Raw genomic sequence first — 18,676 nt, 5'->3', positions numbered from 1 at the left:
TACTCTGCTGGGGTGTGATGGAAAAAATAAGGTCGTTATGCAAAATCCTTCCGCCCCTGTGGTTGAAACGCGCCAGGGCGCACTCTCTGGTTTAACCGATGAAAATGTCCACGTCTGGTGCGGTATTCCTTACGCCGCACCGCCCGTGGGGGAGTGGCGCTGGCGCTCACCTCGGCCCCCTGAACGCTGGGATGGCCTGCGCGAGGCTACGGCTTTCTCGCCCTCAAGCTGGCAAAGCAGCGAGTATTGTCAGGAGTTAGGCGGCGGCGATCCGGGCCAGTTTTCCGAAGATTGTCTCTACCTTAACGTCTGGTCCCCCAAAGAACGCACCGGGGCGCTTCCGGTTATGGTCTGGCTGCACGGGGGCGGGTTTACGATTGGTGCCGGAGGCCTGCCGCCGTATAACGGCAAAGCGCTGGCCACGCGCGGCGTGGTTGTCGTGACGATCAACTACCGTCTCGGTCATCTCGGCTTTTTCGCCCATCCCGCGCTGGAAGGCGAGGAAGGGCGCGTGGTGCATAATTTTGCCCTGCTGGATCAAATCGCCGCCCTCGAATGGGTGCGGGAGAGCATCGCCGGGTTTGGAGGCGACCCAGACAATGTGACCCTGTTTGGCGAATCCGCCGGCGCGCGCAGCGTGCTCTCTCTGCTGGCATCGCCGCTGGCAGCAGGATTATTCCACAAGGCGATTGTGCAAAGCGGGTACACCTTGCCGGACACGCCGCGCGAGCAGGCGCTGCAAAAAGGGGAGGCGCTGGCCAACCATTTTGGGCTGGAAAAGGCGACCGCCGATCAACTGCGCGCCATTCCGCCGGAGGCGTTCTGGCCGCTCACCGCACCGCTGAACGTCGCCCCGGCGCCCATCGTCGGGGACTGCGTTCTGCCCGAAGCGATGCTGGACGTCTTTTTTGCCGCCCGTCAGCATCCCGTGCCGGTGATGATTGGCTCCAACAGCGATGAAGCCAGCGTGATGGCGGTGTTTGGCATCGATCTCGCCGGGCAAATCCAGAAGCTCCGCCGGGAGCGACGCTTCGGGCTGGGGCTGATTAAGCTGCTCTATCCGGGCGTCAAAGGCGATGAGGAGTTGGGCAGGCAGGTGTGCCGCGACATGGCGTTCACCACGATGGGCTACGTCGTGATGCAGGCGCAGCAGCGCGTCGGCGGACTGTGCTGGCGATACTGGTTTGACTATGTCGCGGAAGCGGAACATGCCACCTATATCAACGGCGCCTGGCACGGCAATGAAGTGCCCTATGTCTTCGATACCCTCGGCCAGGTGGAGCCTTCACGCCAGTATGTCAACGAACGGGATTTACAGTTTGCTGCCCACGTGGCCGATTACTGGGTGAGCTTTGCGCGAGACGCAGGGCCTCGTGAGATCCTGCCAGGGCCGACGCACTGGCCCGCATGCCGTAAAGGGCGGGATGTTTTGTTACGCATTGGCGTGAATAAACATGCAGGTTTCCGGCTTGAAAACCGCTTTATGCGCGCCCGCATGAGCCTCTTCAAACGGGTGATGAAGCACCACGTCAGCCTCGATTAAGCAAACAGGCGCGAAACGCCGCCAGTCCATTTTCCTCCCCTGGCGTTTCGCGCAGCACCAGCCGGTAGCTCGCGCCGGTTTTTATGCTGGTTTCATAAGGCCGCATCAGTCTTCCCGCGCGGACATCTTCGGCCACCAGCGTTTCGTCGGCAATGGCCACGCCCAGCCCCTGAATGGCGGCCGTGATGGCGAGATCCATCGTGTCGAAGTGTTGATTTTTGTGCATGGCAAAGCCCGGACCTTCCTGTTTCGTCAGCCACAGCGACCAGTCTGTCTTATCCCTTGTGGGGTGCAGGAACGTCAGCGATCCCAGCGTTGCACCCGCCCGCACCGGGCTTATCACCGGGGTGAGCGCCTCTTCGAACAGCAGATCGCCTGCGCTCATGTGCGTGCCGAACACGATGGCCGCGTCGTAAGATTCGGTTTTGAAATTGACGTTGTGATCGGTGGTGGTGGTCAGGGCGATCTGCAGATCCGGCTGCTCACGCTCCACCTCCAGCAGGCGCGGCACCAGCCAGCGCATGGCACAGGTGGGCGCCTTGAGCCGGATTACGGTCTGCTGGCTGCGGGCCTGGTCGGCCACGGTCAGCAATTGTTCGAAAGCAGACTGCAGTTCCGGGAGCAGGGCGCTGCCTTGCGAAGAGAGGCGCAGGCCGCGTGCGTGGCGTTCAAAAAGCGGAAAGCCAAACCACGCTTCGAGGGAGGCTATCTTGCGGCTCACGGCCCCCTGCGTCAGGCAAAGTTCTGCGGCAGCATGGGTCAGATTCAGGTGACGCGCGGTGACTAAAAATGCGTCGATGGCATTAAGCGGGAGCGAACGGCGCGACATGGAAACACCTCAGCTATGCATTTTTCTCATGGCTATTATGACAACAATTCGATTGTCCCGACAACAGAGATGTTGTTTGAATAGTTATGCAATGTCCATGAGAAGGGAAAGAGGATGACTTTACGAACGCCAGTGCAAACGCGCTCTAAACTGCCCGATGTGGGCACCACCATTTTTACCGTTATCGGCCAGCTCTCGGCGCAGCATAACGCGATTAACCTTTCTCAGGGCGCACCGAATTTTTCCTGCGACCCGAAGCTTGTTGCGGGCGTTACCCGCGCAATGGAGGCGGGGCATAACCAGTATGCGTCGATGACCGGTCTGCAGCCGCTCAAAGAGCGTATTGCCGATAAAATTGCCACCCTATACGGCACGCGATATGACCCGGCCAGCGAGGTGCTGGTGACCGCCAGCGCCAGCGAAGGGCTCTATTCGGCAATCAGCGGGCTGGTGCACCCGGGTGATGAGGTGATCTACTTTGAACCGTCATTTGACAGCTACGCGCCGATTGTCCGTCTGCAGGGGGCAACGCCGATTGCCATCAAGCTCACCGTGCCGGATTTTGCCGTCAACTGGGATGAGGTTCGCGCCGCGATCACCCCGCGCACGCGCATGATTATCATCAATACGCCGCACAACCCGAGCGGTCAGGTCTTCTCCGCCAGTGACCTGCAGCAGCTGGCGGCCCTGACGCGCAATACCGACATCATTATTTTGTCTGACGAAGTGTACGAACACGTCGTTTTTGATGGTGAACCGCACCACGGGATGGCCACGCACCCGCAGCTGGCGGAGCGTAGCGTGATTATTTCCTCTTTCGGAAAAACCTATCACGTCACCGGGTGGCGCGTGGGTTACTGTGTTGCCCCGGCGGTACTGATGGACGAGATTTGTAAAGTCCATCAATTTTTAATGTTTTCTGCCGATACGCCAATGCAGCACGCGTTTGCTGAGCATATGGTCGATCCGCAAACCTGGCTTGCGCTGTCGGCGTTTTACCAGCGCAAGCGCGATCTGCTGCACAGCCTGCTGGCCGATTCGCCGTTTACGCTGCTGCCGAGCGCCGGATCGTTCTTCATGCTGGCGGACTACAGCCAGTTCAGCGACGAGCGCGACAGCGAGCTGGTGAAACGGCTGATCGTCGAGTACGGTGTTGCTACCATTCCGCTGTCGGCGTTTTATGCGGACGGTACGGATAATAAATTGATTCGTCTCTCTTTTGCGAAAGATGAGGCGACGTTACGGGCAGGTGCCCAGGCCCTGTGTCGGGTTAAACCACGCTAAGGAGTTTGAGATGAAATTACGCGCGCTAGTTGTCGGCATGGGATTGCTGTGTACCTTTTCCTCCTTCGCGGCGTCCGAGTTGCGTTACGGTCTGGAAGCAGAGTATCCGCCGTTTGAAAGCCGCAATGCGGCAGGCGAGCTGGAAGGGTTTGACGTTGAGCTGGGGAATGCCATCTGCAAAGCGGCAGCGCTGAAGTGCAGCTGGGTGGAAACCTCGTTTGATGCGCTGATCCCGGGGCTGGTGGCGAAGAAATTCGACGCCATCAACTCGGCGATGAACATTACCGAGCAGCGCCGCAAGAGCATTGATTTTACCCAGCCAATTTACCGTATTCCGTCACAGCTGGTCGGCAAGGCCGGTACGGCAGTTGAGGCGACGCCTGAAGGGCTGAAGGGCAAAACCATCGGCGTGCTGCAGGGCTCCATTCAGGAAACCTATGCCAAAGAGCACTGGGAAAAGCAGGGTGTCACCGTGGTGTCTTATAAAGATCAGAATATGGCCTGGGGCGATCTGCTGAATGGCCGTATCGACGCCTCGCTGGTCATGTCCGCGGCCGGGCAGGCAGGTTTCCTCAGCAAGCCGCAGGGGAAAGGGTTTGGCTTCATCGGCAAGCCGGTGTCTGACGACACTATCCTCGGCAGTGGGATCGGTTTTGGGTTGCGTAAGGGTGACGAGGCCACCAAAAAGCAGCTTGATGCCGCAATTGATAAAGTACGTGCCGACGGCACGATCGCTAAACTCGCTGATAAGTACTTCCCGGGTATCGATGTCAGCGTAAAATAACCGCCTCATTGGCCCCGGCGAACGATGTCGCGCCGGGGCATTTTTATACACATTTTCCAGGCTTTCTTTACACCACTTTCGGGCCGTTCTGGTCGACAGAAAATATTTCTCACTTTGTTCAGATAATCACCGGCCAACAATTGGATTCTTAACCATTTTTGTTTAGGCTGTGCGTTCTTTCTTGCCGTCATTTCGCCGAGCGCGGAATACATTCACACGACCATAAGGACGTTTTTCCAGGCATGAATCGCAGACGTTTTCTAAAAGGCTCGCTGGCAGTGGCAGCCCTGAGCGGCACATCCGGCCTTGCTTCCCTGTTTTCCAAAGCGGCATACGCTGCCGACTCTGACATTGCTGACGGCCAGAGCCGTCGTTTTGACTTCTCCGTACTGCAATCCATGGCGCATGACCTGGCGAAAACCCCGTGGGGTGGCGCACCGCGTCCGCTGCCGGAGACGCTGGCGACGATGACGCCGCAGGCGTACAACGCCATCCGCTACGATGAAAAACAGTCACTGTGGAACAACATTGAAGGGCGTCAGCTGGACGTGCAGTTCTTCCATATGGGAATGGGGTTCCGCCGTCGCGTGCGGATGTTCTCGCTGGACCAGTCCACCTCTATGGCGCGCGAGATCCACTTCCGTCCGGAGCTGTTCAGCTACGGCGAAACGGGTGTGGATACCAAACAGCTGGAAGGGCAAAGCGATCTCGGCTTTGCGGGCTTCCGCGCGTTTAAGGCGCCGGAGCTGGCGCGTCGCGATATCGTCTCTTTCCTGGGCGCGAGCTATTTCCGCGCAGTGGATGACACCTACCAGTACGGCCTTTCCGCCCGCGGTCTGGCGGTAGATACCTTTACCGACACGCCGGAAGAGTTCCCGGACTTTACCTCCTTCTGGTTTGAAACCGTCAAACCCGGCGACACGACCTTCACCGTCTATACGCTGCTGGACAGCCCGAGCGTCACGGGTGCCTATAAATTCGTGATCCACTGCGAGAAGAGCCAGGTGATCATGGAGGTGGAAAACCATCTCTATGCGCGTAAGGACATCAAGCAGCTCGGCATCGCACCGATGACCAGCATGTTCAGCTGCGGCAATAACGAACGCCGCATGTGTGATACCATTCACCCGCAAATTCATGACTCCGACCGCCTGGCAATGTGGCGCGGCAACGGGGAGTGGATCTGTCGTCCGCTGAACAACCCGCAGAAGCTGCAGTTCAATGCCTATATGGACAAAAACCCGAAAGGGTTCGGCCTGCTGCAGCTCGATCGCGATTTCTCGCACTATCAGGACGTGATGGGCTGGTATAACAAACGCCCGAGCCTGTGGGTTGAACCGCGTAACGACTGGGGTAAAGGCGCGGTTGGCCTGATGGAGATCCCGACCACCGGCGAAACGCTGGATAACGTGGTCTGCTTCTGGCAGCCGGAAAAAGCTGTCAAAGCGGGCGATGAGCTGGACTTCAAATATCGCCTTTACTGGAGCGCGATGCCGCCGGTGCGCTCCCCGCTGGCCAACGTCTATGCCACCCGTACCGGCATGGGCGGCTTCCCGGAAGGCTGGGCACCGGGCGAAAACTACCCGAAAGTGTGGGCCCGTCGCTTTGCCATCGACTTCGTCGGCGGCGACCTGAAGGCCGCTGCGCCAAAAGGCATCGAGCCGGTGATCACGCTCTCCAGCGGTGAAGCGAAGCAGGTGGAGATCCTCTACGTTGAGCCGTTTGACGGCTACCGCATTCTGTTTGACTGGTACCCAACGTCGGATTCGACGGAGCCGGTGGATATGCGCCTGTTCCTGCGCTGCCAGGGCGACGCCATCAGCGAAACCTGGCTGTACCAGTATTTCCCACCGGCGCCGGATAAACGTCAGTATGTTGATGATAGGGTGATGCGTTAACCCTTGTGCCGGGTGGCGGCTTCGCCTTACCCGGCCTGTGTTTCGATACTGTAGGCCGGGTAAGCGCTAGCGCCACCCGGCAATTGAGAGGCACCATGTCTTCAGAAATCATTCCCGTTTCACAACACATCGAACTGCGTTCCGTCGAAGAACATTACGCCACCGACCTGCACAATCTCGTCGTCAAAAACAAAACCTTTCTGCAAACCGCCTTTGACTGGGCGCAGCACGTGGGCAGCGAAGAGGATACCCGCCGTAACGTGCAGAGTAATCAGATGCTGCACCAGCGCGGCTACGCCAAAATGTTTATGATCTTCAAGGATGGCGCGCTGGTTGGCGTGCTGTCGTTCAACACGATTGAACCGACCAACAAAGCCGGCTACATCGGCTACTGGCTGGATGAAGACCACCAGGGGCAGGGCATTCTCTCCCGGTCTCTGCAGGCTTTTATGCGCTACTACGTCGAACGCGGTGAGATCCGCCGTTTTGTGATCAAGTGTCGGGTGGCGAATCAGCACAGTAACAGCGTTGCCGTGCGCAACGGTTTTACGCTGGAAGGGTGCCTGCGGGAAGCGGAATACCTGAACGGTCGCTTTGACGATGTGAATATCTACGGCAGGATCTATACCCTATAACGCACCCAGCAGCGGCGTGCGGGTGATGCGCTGGTCGCCGTTAATCACTTTTTCGCCGCGCAGGTGAATGCTCTCGCCGGCAAACGCTTCAATGACCGCGTTATCGGTGATTTCAACCCGGTGCTCGATGAGCACATCGCCGCTGATGCGCGCGCGTCCCTGGATCACCACTTTGTCATCCAGCATGATCGGCCCGCCGCGCAGCCAGGCCTGACCGCCAATCAGGACGTGGTGCTTGATGATGCAGTTTCCTTCCACCACGGCATTCTCCGCAATCTGCGAGCTGTAGCGCACCGTCGGAATGGCATCGTCGTCAAAACCGGCAATCACGCGGGCGTTACCATAGACCTTTGCGCAGTCGCACACCCAGACGTTGTTCAGATCGTTACCCTCCAGGATCGCGTTGTCGAAGACTTCGGCCCGGTGCTCAACAAAGGCAAAATTAACCATTGCCTCACCGTAGATTTGCGCCTGGTGCACAATCCGCGACTGGCTGACCGTCGCCTTATCGTAGATTTGTAGGATCTGTTCATGGTCCGGCGTTAACCCTTTGGCAGCAATCACCACGCTGTGATGCAGCACGCGCGCTTCGCCGTAGATATGACACTCTCCCCGTACGCAGGACTGCTGAATGGTGACGTTGTCACTTATACGCGCCCCGTGGCTGACCTCCGCGCCGTCCAGCCAGCAGCTGTCGCCGATATGCGCGTCATGGCTGATGATGCATGGAAGGGTAAGGCGCGCGTTGCCGGACACGGTTGCACCCGCGAACACCACGCTGTTTTCGTCGTAGATCCAGCAGTCGCCGTCCTGCGCGAGGGCGTGCTCATCGTCAATCCAGCCGCCTTTCGTGCCGGCCGTCACGTCGTTAAAGTCCGCCGTCGCGACGATCTGCCGCAACGTCGCAGAGTGGGTGGTTTCGCCGTTTTTCCATTGCCAGAGGCGGGTTTCATCGCTGAGCCGGTATTTTTTCATCGTTTGATCTCTGGTATGCGTCTTCACTAAACGTAGCAAATTTTTCGGTTTTAGAACGGCTGGCAACCAGACGGTAAACGCCTTAAAATGGCATGTAAAATGCACTTTAACTTTATGCGAACGCAGGAAAAACAATGACCGTCGATGAGAATTACTTCACAGAGAAATATGGCTTAACCCGTACCCATTCAGAGGTGCTGTACAGCGCGGAGATTGTGAAGCCCGGTAAAACGCTCGATCTGGGCTGCGGCAACGGCCGTAACAGCCTGTACCTTGCGGCCAACGGGTACGACGTGACCGCATGGGACAAAAACCCGATGAGCATCGATACTATCGAGCGCATCAAGGCGGAAGAAGGGATCGCTAATCTGCATACCGCGATTAAGGATCTGAACAACCTGAGCTTTGACGGCCAGTACGATTTTATTCTCTCCACCGTGGTGCTGATGTTCCTTGAGTCAAAAACCATCCCGGGCCTTATTGCCAACATGCAGCGCTGCACGACGCCGGGCGGTTACAACCTGATCGTTGCCGCCATGGATACGGCGGATTACCCGTGCACCGTCGGCTTCCCGTTTGCGTTTAAAAGCGGTGAGCTGAGCAACTACTACGAAGGCTGGAAGTTGCTCAAATACAACGAAGACGTTGGCGAACTGCACCGTACCGATGAAAACGGCAACCGCATCAAGCTGCGCTTTGCCACAATGCTGGCGCGCAAGCCCGCTTAACGGGCGGCCAGCAGGCAGAGCTGGAGAGCAGTCTTGTAAGACGCCTCGAACGACGACAGCGGCAGGAATTCAAACTTCGAGTGGAAGTTATGCGCCCCGGTGAAGAAGTTCGGGGTGAGTAGCCCTTTAGCCGAGAGCGCCGCGCCGTCGGTGCCGCCGCGCATCGGCGTCGGTTTCGGCGTGATGCCGAGCGATTCCATCGCCTGGAACATCAGATCGATGGCGCGCCGGTCTTCGCCAATCGCATTGCTGATATTGCTGTAGGTATCTTCAATGCGATAGTCCACTCTGGCCGTTGGATGTTGGGCGGCAATCAGCGCGGCAACGTCGGCAATCTGCTGCTTGCGGGCGGCAAAGCTGTCCTTGTCAAAGTCGCGGATATTGGCCTTAAGCACGGCCTCGTTCTGTCCGGCCTGAATGCCGTTAAACCAGATATAGCCTTCACGCCCCTCGGTGCACTCCGGCGTTTGCTGGCGGTCAAAATGGTTGATGTAGTCAGTCGCCATCAGCAGGGGATTCACCAGCACGCCTTTGGCGGACATCGGGTGCGCCGTCACGCCGGTAAAACGGATCTCCGCGGCCGCCGCGTTAAAATTCTCGTAGACAATTTCCCCCAGCTCGCAGCAGTCGATGGTCCAGGCAAAGTCGACGTCAAAGCGCGTAAGATCCAGCGCCTTGGCACCGTTCAGGCCGATCTCTTCGTCAGGCACAAACGCCACGACGATATCCCCATGCCGATGTTCTGCCGACAGGTTTTCCAGCACCGTCATGACCACCGTGACCGCCGATTTATTGTCCGCGCCCAATACGCTGGTACCGTCGCTGAAAATAATCTCCTCATTTGGATAAGCCAGAATTTCCGGATGCTCTTTAACCCGCAGCCAGATGTCTTTCTCTTTATTCAGACAGAGATCTTCACCGGTAAAGGTTAATATTTGTGGATGAATATCCGGTGACAGTCCCACGTCGACGGTATCAATATGGGTAATAAAGCCGATGCGCGGCGCACCGGGCACGTTGCCTTTTTTTACCGCCGTTACCGTGGCGAATTCATCAATCACAATATCGTCTAACCCCAGCTGTGCCAGCTCCTGCGCCAGCTCCCGCGCCATGTCGTGCTGGCCCGGCGTTGAGGGCAGGGTTTTGACTTTAGGGTCGCTCTGGCTGGTGATAGCGAGATAGCGGAAAAAACGGTGCGTTAATTGTCTGGAAAGCGGCGAGCCCATAGTGATTTATTCCTTATTTATTTTTCAGGTGTTTGCCACATCACTTTAATGTTATTTATGAAATGGCAAAAGAATTAATTAGCCGTCGAATTAAAAAGACAGGAATAAATGATGAAAAGCAAACTCACAACTATAGCGCTGGCACTCGCTGCACTCACGGTCAGTTCCGCCGTCGCCGCGAAAACGCTGGTGTATTGCTCCGAAGGATCGCCGGAAAACTTTAATCCTCAATTATACACCTCGGGAACCAGCGTGGACGCCAGCGCCGTGCCGGTCTATAACCGGCTGGTCGATTTCAAACCCGGTACCACGGAGCTGGTGCCGAGCCTGGCAGAGCGCTGGGAGGTGAGCGACGACGGCAAGGTTTATACCTTCCATCTGCGTAAAGGCGTTAAGTTCCAGAGCAATAAATCCTTTACGCCGACCCGCGACTTTAACGCCGACGACGTGATTTTCTCGTTTATGCGGCAGAAAGACGTGAACCATCCCTACCACAACGTCTCTAACGGCAGCTACTCCAACTTCGAAAGCCTGGAGTTTGGCAGCCTGATAACCAGCATTGATAAAGTCGATGACCATACCGTGCGTTTTACCCTGGCGCACCCGGAAGCGCCGTTTGTCGCCGATCTGGCCTGGTATTTTGCCTCAATCCTTTCAGCGGAGTATGCCGACGCGATGCTGAAAGCGGGCACGCCGGAGAAGGTGGATATGGAGCCCATCGGCACCGGGCCGTTTAAGCTGGCGCAGTATCAGAAGGATTCCCGGATCCTGTACACGGCGTTTGCCGACTACTGGCAGGGGAAATCGAAGCTGGACAGGCTGGTGTTCAGCATCACCCCGGATGCCTCCGTGCGTTTTGCCAAAATTGAGAAGAACGAATGTCAGGTGATGCCGTTCCCGAATCCGGCCGATCTGCCGCGCATGAAGGCCAACAAAGACATTAATCTGATGAGTAAGGCGGGGCTGAATACCGGCTTCCTGGCGTTCAACACGCAGAAGCCGCCGCTGGATAACGTGAAGGTCCGTCAGGCGCTGGCGATGGCCATCAACAAACCGGCGATTATTGATGCGGTATTCCACGGTACCGGAACCGTGGCGAAGAATCTGCTGCCGCCGGGCGTCTGGAGCGCCGACAGCGAGCTTAAGGATTACGACTACGATCCTGAAAAGGCGAAAGCGCTGCTGAAAGAGGCCGGTTTTGCCAGTGGCGTGAGCGTCGACCTGTGGGCGATGCCGGTGCAGCGTCCGTACAATCCGAATGCGAAACGCATGGCGGAGATGATTCAGGCGGACTGGGCGAAAATTGGCGTACAGACCAAAATCGTCACCTACGAATGGGGTGAATACCTTAAGCGCGTGAAGGGCGGAGAACATCAGGCCGCGCTGATGGGCTGGACGACCGCAACGGGCGATCCCGATAACTTCTTTGGTCCGCTGTTTACCTGTACCTCGGCAAACGGCGGCTCAAATTCGGCGAAATGGTGCTATAAGCCCTTTGATAAAATTATTGCGGAAGCAAAATCAACGACCGATCGCGATAAACGCGTGGCGCTGTATAAAGAGGCTCAGCAGATTATGCATGACCAGATGCCCGCGGTGATGATTGCGCATTCAACCATTTTCGAACCGGTGCGCAAGGAGGTGACGGGCTATGAAATCGACCCGTTTGGCAAACATCTGTTCTGGCAACTGGATATAAATCAGTAATTTTTCACTGCCCGGTGCGCCTTCGGGCAGTCTTTTTGCAATTTGTGCTCACCGCATCATTTTTTGTCACAACAAACCCGCCAGTCTTTTGCTATAACTTCAAATGCATACTTGCAGATAACATGGAAAACTATCATGCGTACTCAAACTTTTTTTAAAGTTGCAGTGCTTACTGGTCTGTTGGCGTTAGCGGGCTGTTCTTCAAAAGTCGCCGCCCCGGAACAATACTCAGGCTATTTAAAAAACTATTCTGGCTTGAAGGAAACCACGTCAGCAACGGGCAAACCAACATTGCGTTGGGTTGACCCGTCATATAACGAAGCCAATTATGACAGTATCGTCTGGAATCCGATTACGTATTATCCCGTTCCAAAACCAACTACGCAGATTGGTCAAAAAACGCTGGATGAGTTGCTGAGTTATACCAATAACAAAATGAAAACCGCGGTTGGCCAGCGTAAACCTATCGTCACTACGCCAGGGCCGCGCAGCCTGATCTTCCGCGGTGCGATTACCGGGGTAAGCTCGAAGAAAGAAGGTCTGCAATTCTATGAAGTGGTGCCTGTTGCGCTGGTTGTAGCGGGTACGCAAATGGCGACGGGTCACCGTACAATGGATACCCACCTGTACTTTGAAGGTGAGTTAATTGATGCGAAAACCGGCAAGCCGGTCATTAAAGTGGTTCGTAAAGGCGAAGGTAAAGAGCTGAATAACGAAAACACACCAATGACCTTTGCGACGTTGAAGCAGGTTGTTGATGACATGGCGACGGACGCCACCATGTTTGATGTGAAAAAGACCGCAAAATAAAATAAAACGGCCTGCGTAACGCAGGCCTTTTTATTTATGCCATCCGTAAGCGCCTGAACCAGGTTTCCGGTTTGGTAAACATCACCATATTTCCTCCCAGAATCAGCACTAACCCCACGATACCGTTGATATGCCAGACGTACCCTTCATACACCGTGGAGATGGAGAGCGCCACCAGCGGGAAGAGCAGCGTGCTATAGGCCGCTTTGCCTGGACCAATGCGTCCCACCAGCGTGAAGTAGGCACCAAAAGCAATCACCGAGCCAAACAGAGCCAGATACACCAGCGCACCGAGATAGCTCACCGTCCATTCCGGCACAAAGCTATCGCCTCTGAACAGGGCAATGCAGCCCATCACCAGCGTGCCATAGAGCATCGCCCAGGCGTTGGTGGTCATGGTTTCCAGTCCTCTGCGCTGATGGCGCATGCTGATCATATTGCCCAGCGAGAAGCCGTAGGTACCGAGTGCGGAAAGCCCAATCCCGGTCAGGAGTGACGCGCTCCAGCCGCTGGCCAGCAGATCGTCCCAGAAGAGGGTGATGATCCCAACCAGCCCCAGTGCCGCCGCCGTCCAGAAACGCGCGGGCGGGCGCTGCCCGAAGAAAATAAAACTGTTAATGGCGTTATAGAGCACGGCCATAGAGAAGATCACCGATTCCAGCCCGGTGTTGATATGCGAGGCTGCGGTGTAAAAACACCAGAAGTTAAAGCAGAAAACGCAGCATCCCTGGAGTATGCAATATAGGTGATCCCGCAGCGCCAGCGTGCGCAGGCGGCGCAGGGCGATTAACACCATCATCATCGTGAGGCTGGCGACGGCGAAACGCCAGAAAATAGAGACGGGTGCCGCCACGGGACCCTGCTGCAGGAAAATGGCAATCCAGGTGGTTCCCCAGATGACCACCACCAGTCCATAGAGTAATGCGTTCATATTTTTCTCTTCTCAAACCCCGAAAGCACGCAGTATGGCGCTGAGATGCGTAACGGGCTTTCACCGGCTTGCGGGTGACTTGCAAAATCTTGCGCTTTTTTCTTCCGAGGGGACTGGCAACGAGAGACAACTCTTCTTAGACTGAGATTCCGGTCAATCACGCGCTAACGGTTATGTCTCACGCTTACGATACCTTTGAAACGCTTTGCCAACAGAATGCGGTCCTGCGGGAAACCGTCTCGCTGAATTCGGGTATTCAGCTGGCAGCGTGGTACAACAAGCACGATACGATAACGGTAAAAAGCAACCATCATACCCTCAGCCTGTACGTAGCTGACGGCTACGAAAGCTATCAAAAAACGCCGGGCGGCTGGAAGAACGGCGGGGGTCCGGACCGTTTCTGTTTGATGCCCAAAGAGAGCGAATCGACGTGGGATATCCGTGATGACCTGTCGTTTGTGCATCTCTACTGCACCGATGAACACCTGCGCGACGTTGGGGAAAAAATCTGGGACAAGCGCCCGCTATCGCTGACCCTGGACGAGCGCATTTTTGGTAGCGATCCGAAGATTACCACGCTGTATCGCCAGTTTTTACTGGGCTGCGACTGGCAGCAGCACGCCAACCAGCTCACTCTGAGCACGGCCTCTACGCTGCTCCTGACCCATCTGCTGCAAAACTACGCTAACGTGCAGTGGAAGCTGCCGGTTGTCACGGGAGGGTTGTCGCCGTTTGTGCTGCGCAACGTCCTCGCCTTTATCGAAGAGAATCTCGGGCAGCCCCTGACGCTGGCCGAACTGGCGGCGCAGGCTGCCCTCAGCGAATACCATTTTGCACGCATGTTCCGCCAGTCGACGGGGTTGGCGCCGCATCAGTACGTGATGCAGAGGCGAATGGACAAAGCGAAATCCCTCGTCCAGCACACGGCGACGCCGCTGACGGAGATCGCACTTGCCTGCGGGTTTAACTCCGCCAGCCACTTCAGCAACCGCTTTCGCAGCGCAACGGGCATGACGCCTTCGCAGCTACGCGCGGCGAGCGCGTGAAAACAGGGCGTAGCACACCCCGCCCAAGACCAGCCCCCAGAATGCCGAACCGATGCCCAGGATCGTGACGCCGCTCGCGGTCATCAGGAATGTAACGATGGCCGCATCGCGCTCCGCTTCGTGGCTTAATGCCTGATATAAACTCCCGCTGATGGTGCCCAGCAGCGCCAGACCGGCGAGCGTCTGGATCCAGCTAAGCGGCAGCGCGGCCATCAGCCCGGTAATGGAGCCGCCGAAAATCCCCGCCAGCAGATAAAACCCTCCGGCAGCGATGGCCGCCAGCCAGCGTTTATCGGCATCCGGGTGCGCATCCGGGCTTTGACAAATAGCGGCAGTAATGGCCGCAATGCAGATAGAAAAGACGCCAAACGGAGAAAACAGCAGCGCCAGTCCACCCGTGACGATGATGAGCGGTGAGACCGCCAGCGGATAACCGGAGGCCTTCATCGTGGCGAAACCCGGCGCATTTTGCGAGGCCATGGTCACCAGGAAGAAGGGCACGCCAATACTCACCAGGCTTGTGAAGGTGAAGGCGGGCGCAATAAACTCAGGCATCACCAGAGAAAGCGTGAGCCTATCGGTGACAACGTCACCTCCCGCCCAGGCCACAATACCGCCGACCAGCAGCGTAACGACGATGGCATAGCGCGGCGCCAGCGCTTTTGCGACCAGCCACGCCGCAATCATGCTGCCGCACAGCAGAAAGTGCCCTTCGAGATGCGCAAACGCGTGCAGGCCAAACTGCAGCAATACCCCCGCCAGCATGGCGGCAGCAAGCGAATGGGGGATCAGCTTCATCAGACGGGCGAAGAGCCCGGTAATGCCGCAGAGCAAAATAAGCGCGTTCGCAAAGATGAACACGCCGATGGTTTCCGCCAGCGTGACGCCGTGCAGGCTGGTGGCGAGCAGCGCCGCGCCGGGCGTCGACCAGGCGGTCAGGACCGGCGCCTTGTACCACCAGGAAAGCGCCAGCGTGCTGACGCCCATCCCAATTCCCAGCGCGGTCATCCAGCCCGCAATCTGCTGTGCGCTTGCGCCTGCCGCTGCGGCAGCCTGCCAGATGATGGCGGCCGAGCTGGCGTAACCGACCAGCACGGCGACAAATCCAGCCAGTGCGACTGGAACAAGGTGAGAGGAAGGGCGCATGAAAACTCCGTTGTGCGTTATAGCGTCCGGGATAAGGTAGCACTGTGCGCTATAGCGTACAAGTGGTATGCTGGTCGTCACCAGGAGGGAACATGGACATCACACGACATCTTGCAACCACATTGAAAACGCTGCGCCAGGCGCGCGGCTGGAGTTTGTCGAAGCTCGCAGACGAGACCGGCGTGTCAAAGGCCATGCTTGGGCAAATCGAGCGCAATGAATCCAGCCCGACGGTGTCGACGCTGTGGAAAATTGCCACGGGACTGAACGTGCCGTTTTCCGCCTTCATCACGCCGGAGGCGGACCAGCAGGCGGTATTTGACCCCCAGCAGCAGGCGATGGTCGTCAAGCCGCTCTTTCCGTGGGACGAGACGCTCAGGTTTGATTATTTCTCCATTACCCTGGCACCCGGCGCGCTGAGTGAATCCACGCCGCATGAGGCCGGAGTGATTGAACATGTGGTGGTGGTCAGCGGCGAGCTGGAGATGAAGCTTGACGGCAAGTGGCAGACGATTTCTGCCGATTCGGGCGTCCGTTTTGCCGGCGATAAACCGCACGCCTACCGCAACAGCAGCGACCGGACGGTGCATTTTCACTCCCTGGTTCATTATCCCCGCTGAGGCTACGCAAAACTGTTTCGCTGACGCATACTTCTGACTACAATAGCCGCCATTTTGACCATAACGGATAACGACGAAGTATGCGCCTGCAATCCCATCATCTTGAACTTTTAAGCCCGGCCCGCGACGCCGCCATAGCCCGTGAAGCGATCCTTCATGGCGCTGACGCCGTCTACATTGGCGGCCCTGGCTTCGGTGCCCGACATAACGCCAGCAACAGCCTGAGCGATATTGCTGAACTGGTGCCGTTCGCCCACCGTTTCGGGGCGAAAGTGTTCGTGACCCTGAACACCATTCTTCATGATGATGAGCTGGAGCCTGCGCAACGTCTGATTACCGATCTCTACCAGACCGGCGTGGATGCCCTGATTGTTCAGGATATGGGCGTGCTTGAGCTGGATATTCCGCCCATTGAACTGCATGCCAGTACCCAGTGTGATATCCGTACGGTCGAGAAGGCGAAATTTCTCTCCGACGTCGGCTTTTCGCAGATCGTCCTCGCGCGCGAGCTGAACCTGAATCAGATCCGCGATATTCATCAGGCGACAGACGCGACGATCGAGTTCTTTATCCACGGCGCGCTGTGCGTGGCCTATTCCGGTCAGTGCAATATTTCCCACGCCCAGACGGGCCGCAGCGCCAACCGCGGCGACTGCTCTCAGGCCTGCCGTCTGCCGTATACCCTGAAAGACGATCAGGGCCGCGTAGTGGCGTTCGAAAAACACCTGCTCTCCATGAAGGATAACGATCAGACTGCCAACCTGGGCGCGCTGATCGACGCGGGCGTGCGTTCCTTCAAGATTGAAGGGCGCTATAAAGATATGAGCTACGTGAAGAACATCACCGCGCACTATCGCCAGATGCTGGACGCCATTATTGAGGATCGCGGCGACCTGGCGCGCGCGTCGGCCGGCCGCACCGAGCATTTCTTTATTCCGTCGACGGACAAAACGTTCCACCGCGGCAGCACGGACTATTTCGTGAATGCCCGTAAAGGGGATATCGGCGCGTTTGACTCACCGAAGTTTATCGGTTTACCGGTCGGCGAAGTGCTGAAAGTGGCGAAAGATCACCTTGATGTTGCAGTGACGGAGCCGCTGGCGAACGGCGATGGCCTTAACGTGATGATTAAGCGCGAAGTCGTGGGCTTCCGTGCGAATACGGTCGAGAAAACCGGCGAGAACCGCTACCGCGTATGGCCGAATGAAATGCCGGCCGATCTCTACAAGGCGCGACCGAACGCGGCGCTTAACCGTAACCTCGATCATAACTGGCAGCAGGCGCTGCTGAAAACCTCCAGCGAACGCCGTATCGCCGTGGATATTGAGCTGGGCGGCTGGGAAGAGCAGCTGATCCTGACCATGACCTGTGAAGACGGTATCAGCGTGACGCACACGCTCGATGGTCTTTTCGAGGTGGCAAACAACGCGGAAAAAGCGCTTAGCAGCCTGAAGGATGGCGTGGCGAAGCTGGGCCAGACGATTTACTACGCGCGCGCTATCGACGTGAATCTGCCGGACGCGCTGTTCGTGCCGAACAGCCTGCTGAACCAGTTCCGCCGCGAAACGGCAGAGATGCTGGATGCCGCGCGCCTGGCTCAGTATCCGCGCGGTAGCCGTAAAGCCGAAGCCGTCCCTGCGCCAGTATACCCGGACACCCATTTGTCCTTCCTCGCCAACGTTTACAACCATAAAGCACGTGAATTCTATCATCGCCACGGCGTGCAGCTGATCGACGCGGCCTATGAAGCGCATGAAGAGAAGGGCGATGTGCCGGTGATGATCACCAAGCACTGCCTCCGCTTTGCGTTTAACCTGTGTCCTAAGCAGGCTAAAGGTAACATTAAGAGCTGGAAGGCCACCCCAATGCAGCTGGTAAACGGTGACGAAGTTCTGACCCTTAAGTTCGACTGCCGTCCTTGCGAAATGCATGTGATTGGCAAGATGAAAAACCACATCTTCAAAATGCCGCAGCCCGGCAGTATTGTGGCATCCGTCAGTCCGGACGACCTGATGAAAACCCTGCCAAAACGCAAGGGCAGTTAATTACCTGACGTGCGTGTCCGGTTTGCGCGACTTCTGCCACAGGTGGTGTTCGCGCAAACCCTCCGCCGACTCTTCCGCAGCGCTTCGCAACTCATCGCTGTCGGCTTCATGACGAAGCTGATGCGCCACGTTCTTTACCCATAAATATTCATGTCCTTTGTGCCCGGCCATAAGCTGGCCTGAAAACAGCGCACAAATAAGCATTATGAAAGATAACCCTTTTTTAATCATGGATTCCCCGCTGAAAAACAATGCCGGATAATCATGTCGATTATTTCCTGGTGTTATTATTTAAAAATTAAAATTAGCGAAAAGAAAATGTCAAATAATGTGGGTTCGGAATAGTGGTTAGGATATTTCCTAAAAGTCATCCTAATCTTTGTAAAGCTCCATTTCTGGACCACAATTGGATGTTTGCATTAAGGATTAATCTTATATAATAGTTATCTTGGGCTAAGGAACAGGTCAT

At 56.7% G+C, this 18,676-nt stretch carries 17 protein-coding genes; 11 read left to right on the top strand and 6 right to left on the bottom strand.

Annotated elements, in window-relative coordinates; translation table 11 throughout:
- The first annotated feature begins 37 nt into the window (after positions 1–37).
- Entirely contained in the window at positions 38–1,543 is a 1,506-nt protein-coding gene (locus tag ACDO57_RS05990) for a carboxylesterase/lipase family protein (protein ID WP_370883668.1), read from the top strand.
- Here ACDO57_RS05990 and ACDO57_RS05985 read toward each other — a convergent pair.
- A complete protein-coding gene (locus ACDO57_RS05985; RefSeq protein ID WP_149366879.1) occupies positions 1,530–2,372 on the bottom strand; it encodes a LysR family transcriptional regulator in 843 nt (280 codons plus the stop codon). The genes ACDO57_RS05990 and ACDO57_RS05985 overlap by 14 nt on opposite strands.
- 114 nt (positions 2,373–2,486) lie before the next feature.
- Here ACDO57_RS05985 and ACDO57_RS05980 point away from each other — a divergent pair, with 114 nt between their 5' ends.
- The 4 genes from ACDO57_RS05980 to rimL all read left to right on the top strand — a co-directional run bounded on the left by ACDO57_RS05980 (position 2,487) and on the right by rimL (position 6,973).
- Positions 2,487–3,656 carry a pyridoxal phosphate-dependent aminotransferase gene (locus tag ACDO57_RS05980; RefSeq protein ID WP_370883667.1) on the top strand — a complete coding sequence of 390 codons (1,170 nt, stop codon included), beginning with the start codon at positions 2,487–2,489 and terminating at the stop codon, positions 3,654–3,656.
- Between the two features lie 10 nt (positions 3,657–3,666).
- Positions 3,667–4,440: a transporter substrate-binding domain-containing protein gene (locus tag ACDO57_RS05975; RefSeq protein WP_021242531.1), complete on the top strand. Its 774-nt coding sequence runs from the start codon at positions 3,667–3,669 to the stop codon at positions 4,438–4,440.
- A gap of 242 nt (positions 4,441–4,682) precedes the next feature.
- The gene (locus ACDO57_RS05970) at positions 4,683–6,338 is read left to right on the top strand and encodes a glucan biosynthesis protein D (RefSeq protein WP_024908421.1); all 1,656 of its coding nucleotides are present in this window, start codon (positions 4,683–4,685) and stop codon (positions 6,336–6,338) included.
- Between the two features lie 95 nt (positions 6,339–6,433).
- Positions 6,434–6,973 (top strand): 50S ribosomal protein L7/L12-serine acetyltransferase, encoded by a 540-nt coding sequence (gene rimL, locus ACDO57_RS05965; RefSeq protein ID WP_370883666.1) that lies wholly within the window; start codon positions 6,434–6,436, stop codon positions 6,971–6,973.
- Here rimL and ydcK read toward each other — a convergent pair.
- Positions 6,968–7,948, bottom strand: coding sequence for a YdcK family protein (gene ydcK, locus ACDO57_RS05960; RefSeq protein WP_048991125.1), 981 nt, complete (start codon positions 7,946–7,948; stop codon positions 6,968–6,970). The two genes, rimL and ydcK, sit on opposite strands and share 6 nt — an antisense overlap.
- Positions 7,949–8,082: 134 nt before the next feature.
- Here ydcK and tehB point away from each other — a divergent pair, with 134 nt between their 5' ends.
- Positions 8,083–8,676 (top strand): tellurite resistance methyltransferase TehB, encoded by a 594-nt coding sequence (gene tehB / locus ACDO57_RS05955; protein ID WP_370883665.1) that lies wholly within the window; start codon positions 8,083–8,085, stop codon positions 8,674–8,676.
- Here tehB and pepT read toward each other — a convergent pair.
- Complete coding sequence (pepT, locus tag ACDO57_RS05950) at positions 8,673–9,902, bottom strand: peptidase T (RefSeq protein ID WP_290094936.1); 1,230 nt, start codon at positions 9,900–9,902, stop codon at positions 8,673–8,675. The two genes, tehB and pepT, sit on opposite strands and share 4 nt — an antisense overlap.
- Before the next feature lie 111 nt (positions 9,903–10,013).
- Between pepT and ACDO57_RS05945 the strand changes: the two genes are divergently transcribed.
- Both ACDO57_RS05945 and ACDO57_RS05940 read left to right on the top strand, forming a co-directional pair.
- On the top strand, positions 10,014–11,609 hold the full coding sequence (locus tag ACDO57_RS05945; protein ID WP_370884114.1) for an ABC transporter substrate-binding protein: 1,596 nt from the start codon (positions 10,014–10,016) through the stop codon (positions 11,607–11,609).
- A gap of 135 nt (positions 11,610–11,744) precedes the next feature.
- Complete coding sequence (locus ACDO57_RS05940; RefSeq protein ID WP_370883664.1) at positions 11,745–12,419, top strand: DUF3313 domain-containing protein; 675 nt, start codon at positions 11,745–11,747, stop codon at positions 12,417–12,419.
- Between the two features lie 34 nt (positions 12,420–12,453).
- Here ACDO57_RS05940 and ACDO57_RS05935 read toward each other — a convergent pair whose 3' ends face one another.
- Complete coding sequence (locus tag ACDO57_RS05935; protein WP_032647160.1) at positions 12,454–13,350, bottom strand: DMT family transporter; 897 nt, start codon at positions 13,348–13,350, stop codon at positions 12,454–12,456.
- Between the two features lie 173 nt (positions 13,351–13,523).
- On the opposite strand from ACDO57_RS05935, the gene ACDO57_RS05930 reads away from it, so the two are divergent.
- Complete coding sequence (locus ACDO57_RS05930; RefSeq protein ID WP_157189167.1) at positions 13,524–14,396, top strand: helix-turn-helix transcriptional regulator; 873 nt, start codon at positions 13,524–13,526, stop codon at positions 14,394–14,396.
- Here the strand turns inward: ACDO57_RS05930 and ACDO57_RS05925 are convergent.
- Complete coding sequence (locus tag ACDO57_RS05925; RefSeq protein WP_370884113.1) at positions 14,376–15,563, bottom strand: benzoate/H(+) symporter BenE family transporter; 1,188 nt, start codon at positions 15,561–15,563, stop codon at positions 14,376–14,378. The genes ACDO57_RS05930 and ACDO57_RS05925 overlap by 21 nt on opposite strands.
- Positions 15,564–15,634: 71 nt before the next feature.
- Between ACDO57_RS05925 and ACDO57_RS05920 the strand changes: the two genes are divergently transcribed.
- On the top strand, positions 15,635–16,162 hold the full coding sequence (locus ACDO57_RS05920; protein WP_370883663.1) for a helix-turn-helix domain-containing protein: 528 nt from the start codon (positions 15,635–15,637) through the stop codon (positions 16,160–16,162).
- 80 nt (positions 16,163–16,242) lie between these two features.
- On the top strand, positions 16,243–18,207 hold the full coding sequence (locus ACDO57_RS05915) for a U32 family peptidase (RefSeq protein ID WP_370883662.1): 1,965 nt from the start codon (positions 16,243–16,245) through the stop codon (positions 18,205–18,207).
- On the opposite strand, the gene ACDO57_RS05910 is transcribed toward ACDO57_RS05915, so the two are convergent.
- Positions 18,208–18,438: a DUF2554 family protein gene (locus tag ACDO57_RS05910; RefSeq protein ID WP_024908433.1), complete on the bottom strand. Its 231-nt coding sequence runs from the start codon at positions 18,436–18,438 to the stop codon at positions 18,208–18,210.
- Positions 18,439–18,676: the final 238 nt, after the last annotated feature.

It is taken from the genome of Enterobacter cloacae complex sp. 2015409, from assembly GCF_041365315.1.
In the GTDB taxonomy this organism is placed as follows: domain Bacteria; phylum Pseudomonadota; class Gammaproteobacteria; order Enterobacterales; family Enterobacteriaceae; genus Enterobacter; species Enterobacter pseudoroggenkampii.
The sequence above is the reverse complement of the archived record's forward strand: the minus strand, read 5'-3'. Positions and strand labels throughout refer to the sequence as shown.

What these genes read in the sequence shown, in the direction of transcription:
- ACDO57_RS05985 (WP_149366879.1), bottom strand. Translation starts at nt 2,372, where the DNA reads ATGTCGCGCCGTTCGCTCCCGCTTAATGCCATCGACGCATTTTTAGTC.
- ACDO57_RS05970 (WP_024908421.1), top strand. Translation starts at nt 4,683, where the DNA reads ATGAATCGCAGACGTTTTCTAAAAGGCTCGCTGGCAGTGGCAGCCCTG.
- pepT (WP_290094936.1), bottom strand. Translation starts at nt 9,902, where the DNA reads ATGGGCTCGCCGCTTTCCAGACAATTAACGCACCGTTTTTTCCGCTAT.
- ACDO57_RS05945 (WP_370884114.1), top strand. Translation starts at nt 10,014, where the DNA reads ATGAAAAGCAAACTCACAACTATAGCGCTGGCACTCGCTGCACTCACG.
- ACDO57_RS05930 (WP_157189167.1), top strand. Translation starts at nt 13,524, where the DNA reads ATGTCTCACGCTTACGATACCTTTGAAACGCTTTGCCAACAGAATGCG.
- rimL (WP_370883666.1), top strand. Translation starts at nt 6,434, where the DNA reads ATGTCTTCAGAAATCATTCCCGTTTCACAACACATCGAACTGCGTTCC.
- ydcK (WP_048991125.1), bottom strand. Translation starts at nt 7,948, where the DNA reads ATGAAAAAATACCGGCTCAGCGATGAAACCCGCCTCTGGCAATGGAAA.
- ACDO57_RS05935 (WP_032647160.1), bottom strand. Translation starts at nt 13,350, where the DNA reads ATGAACGCATTACTCTATGGACTGGTGGTGGTCATCTGGGGAACCACC.
- ACDO57_RS05980 (WP_370883667.1), top strand. Translation starts at nt 2,487, where the DNA reads ATGACTTTACGAACGCCAGTGCAAACGCGCTCTAAACTGCCCGATGTG.
- ACDO57_RS05940 (WP_370883664.1), top strand. Translation starts at nt 11,745, where the DNA reads ATGCGTACTCAAACTTTTTTTAAAGTTGCAGTGCTTACTGGTCTGTTG.
- ACDO57_RS05975 (WP_021242531.1), top strand. Translation starts at nt 3,667, where the DNA reads ATGAAATTACGCGCGCTAGTTGTCGGCATGGGATTGCTGTGTACCTTT.
- ACDO57_RS05910 (WP_024908433.1), bottom strand. Translation starts at nt 18,438, where the DNA reads ATGATTAAAAAAGGGTTATCTTTCATAATGCTTATTTGTGCGCTGTTT.
- ACDO57_RS05990 (WP_370883668.1), top strand. Translation starts at nt 38, where the DNA reads ATGCAAAATCCTTCCGCCCCTGTGGTTGAAACGCGCCAGGGCGCACTC.
- ACDO57_RS05915 (WP_370883662.1), top strand. Translation starts at nt 16,243, where the DNA reads ATGCGCCTGCAATCCCATCATCTTGAACTTTTAAGCCCGGCCCGCGAC.
- tehB (WP_370883665.1), top strand. Translation starts at nt 8,083, where the DNA reads ATGACCGTCGATGAGAATTACTTCACAGAGAAATATGGCTTAACCCGT.
- ACDO57_RS05920 (WP_370883663.1), top strand. Translation starts at nt 15,635, where the DNA reads ATGGACATCACACGACATCTTGCAACCACATTGAAAACGCTGCGCCAG.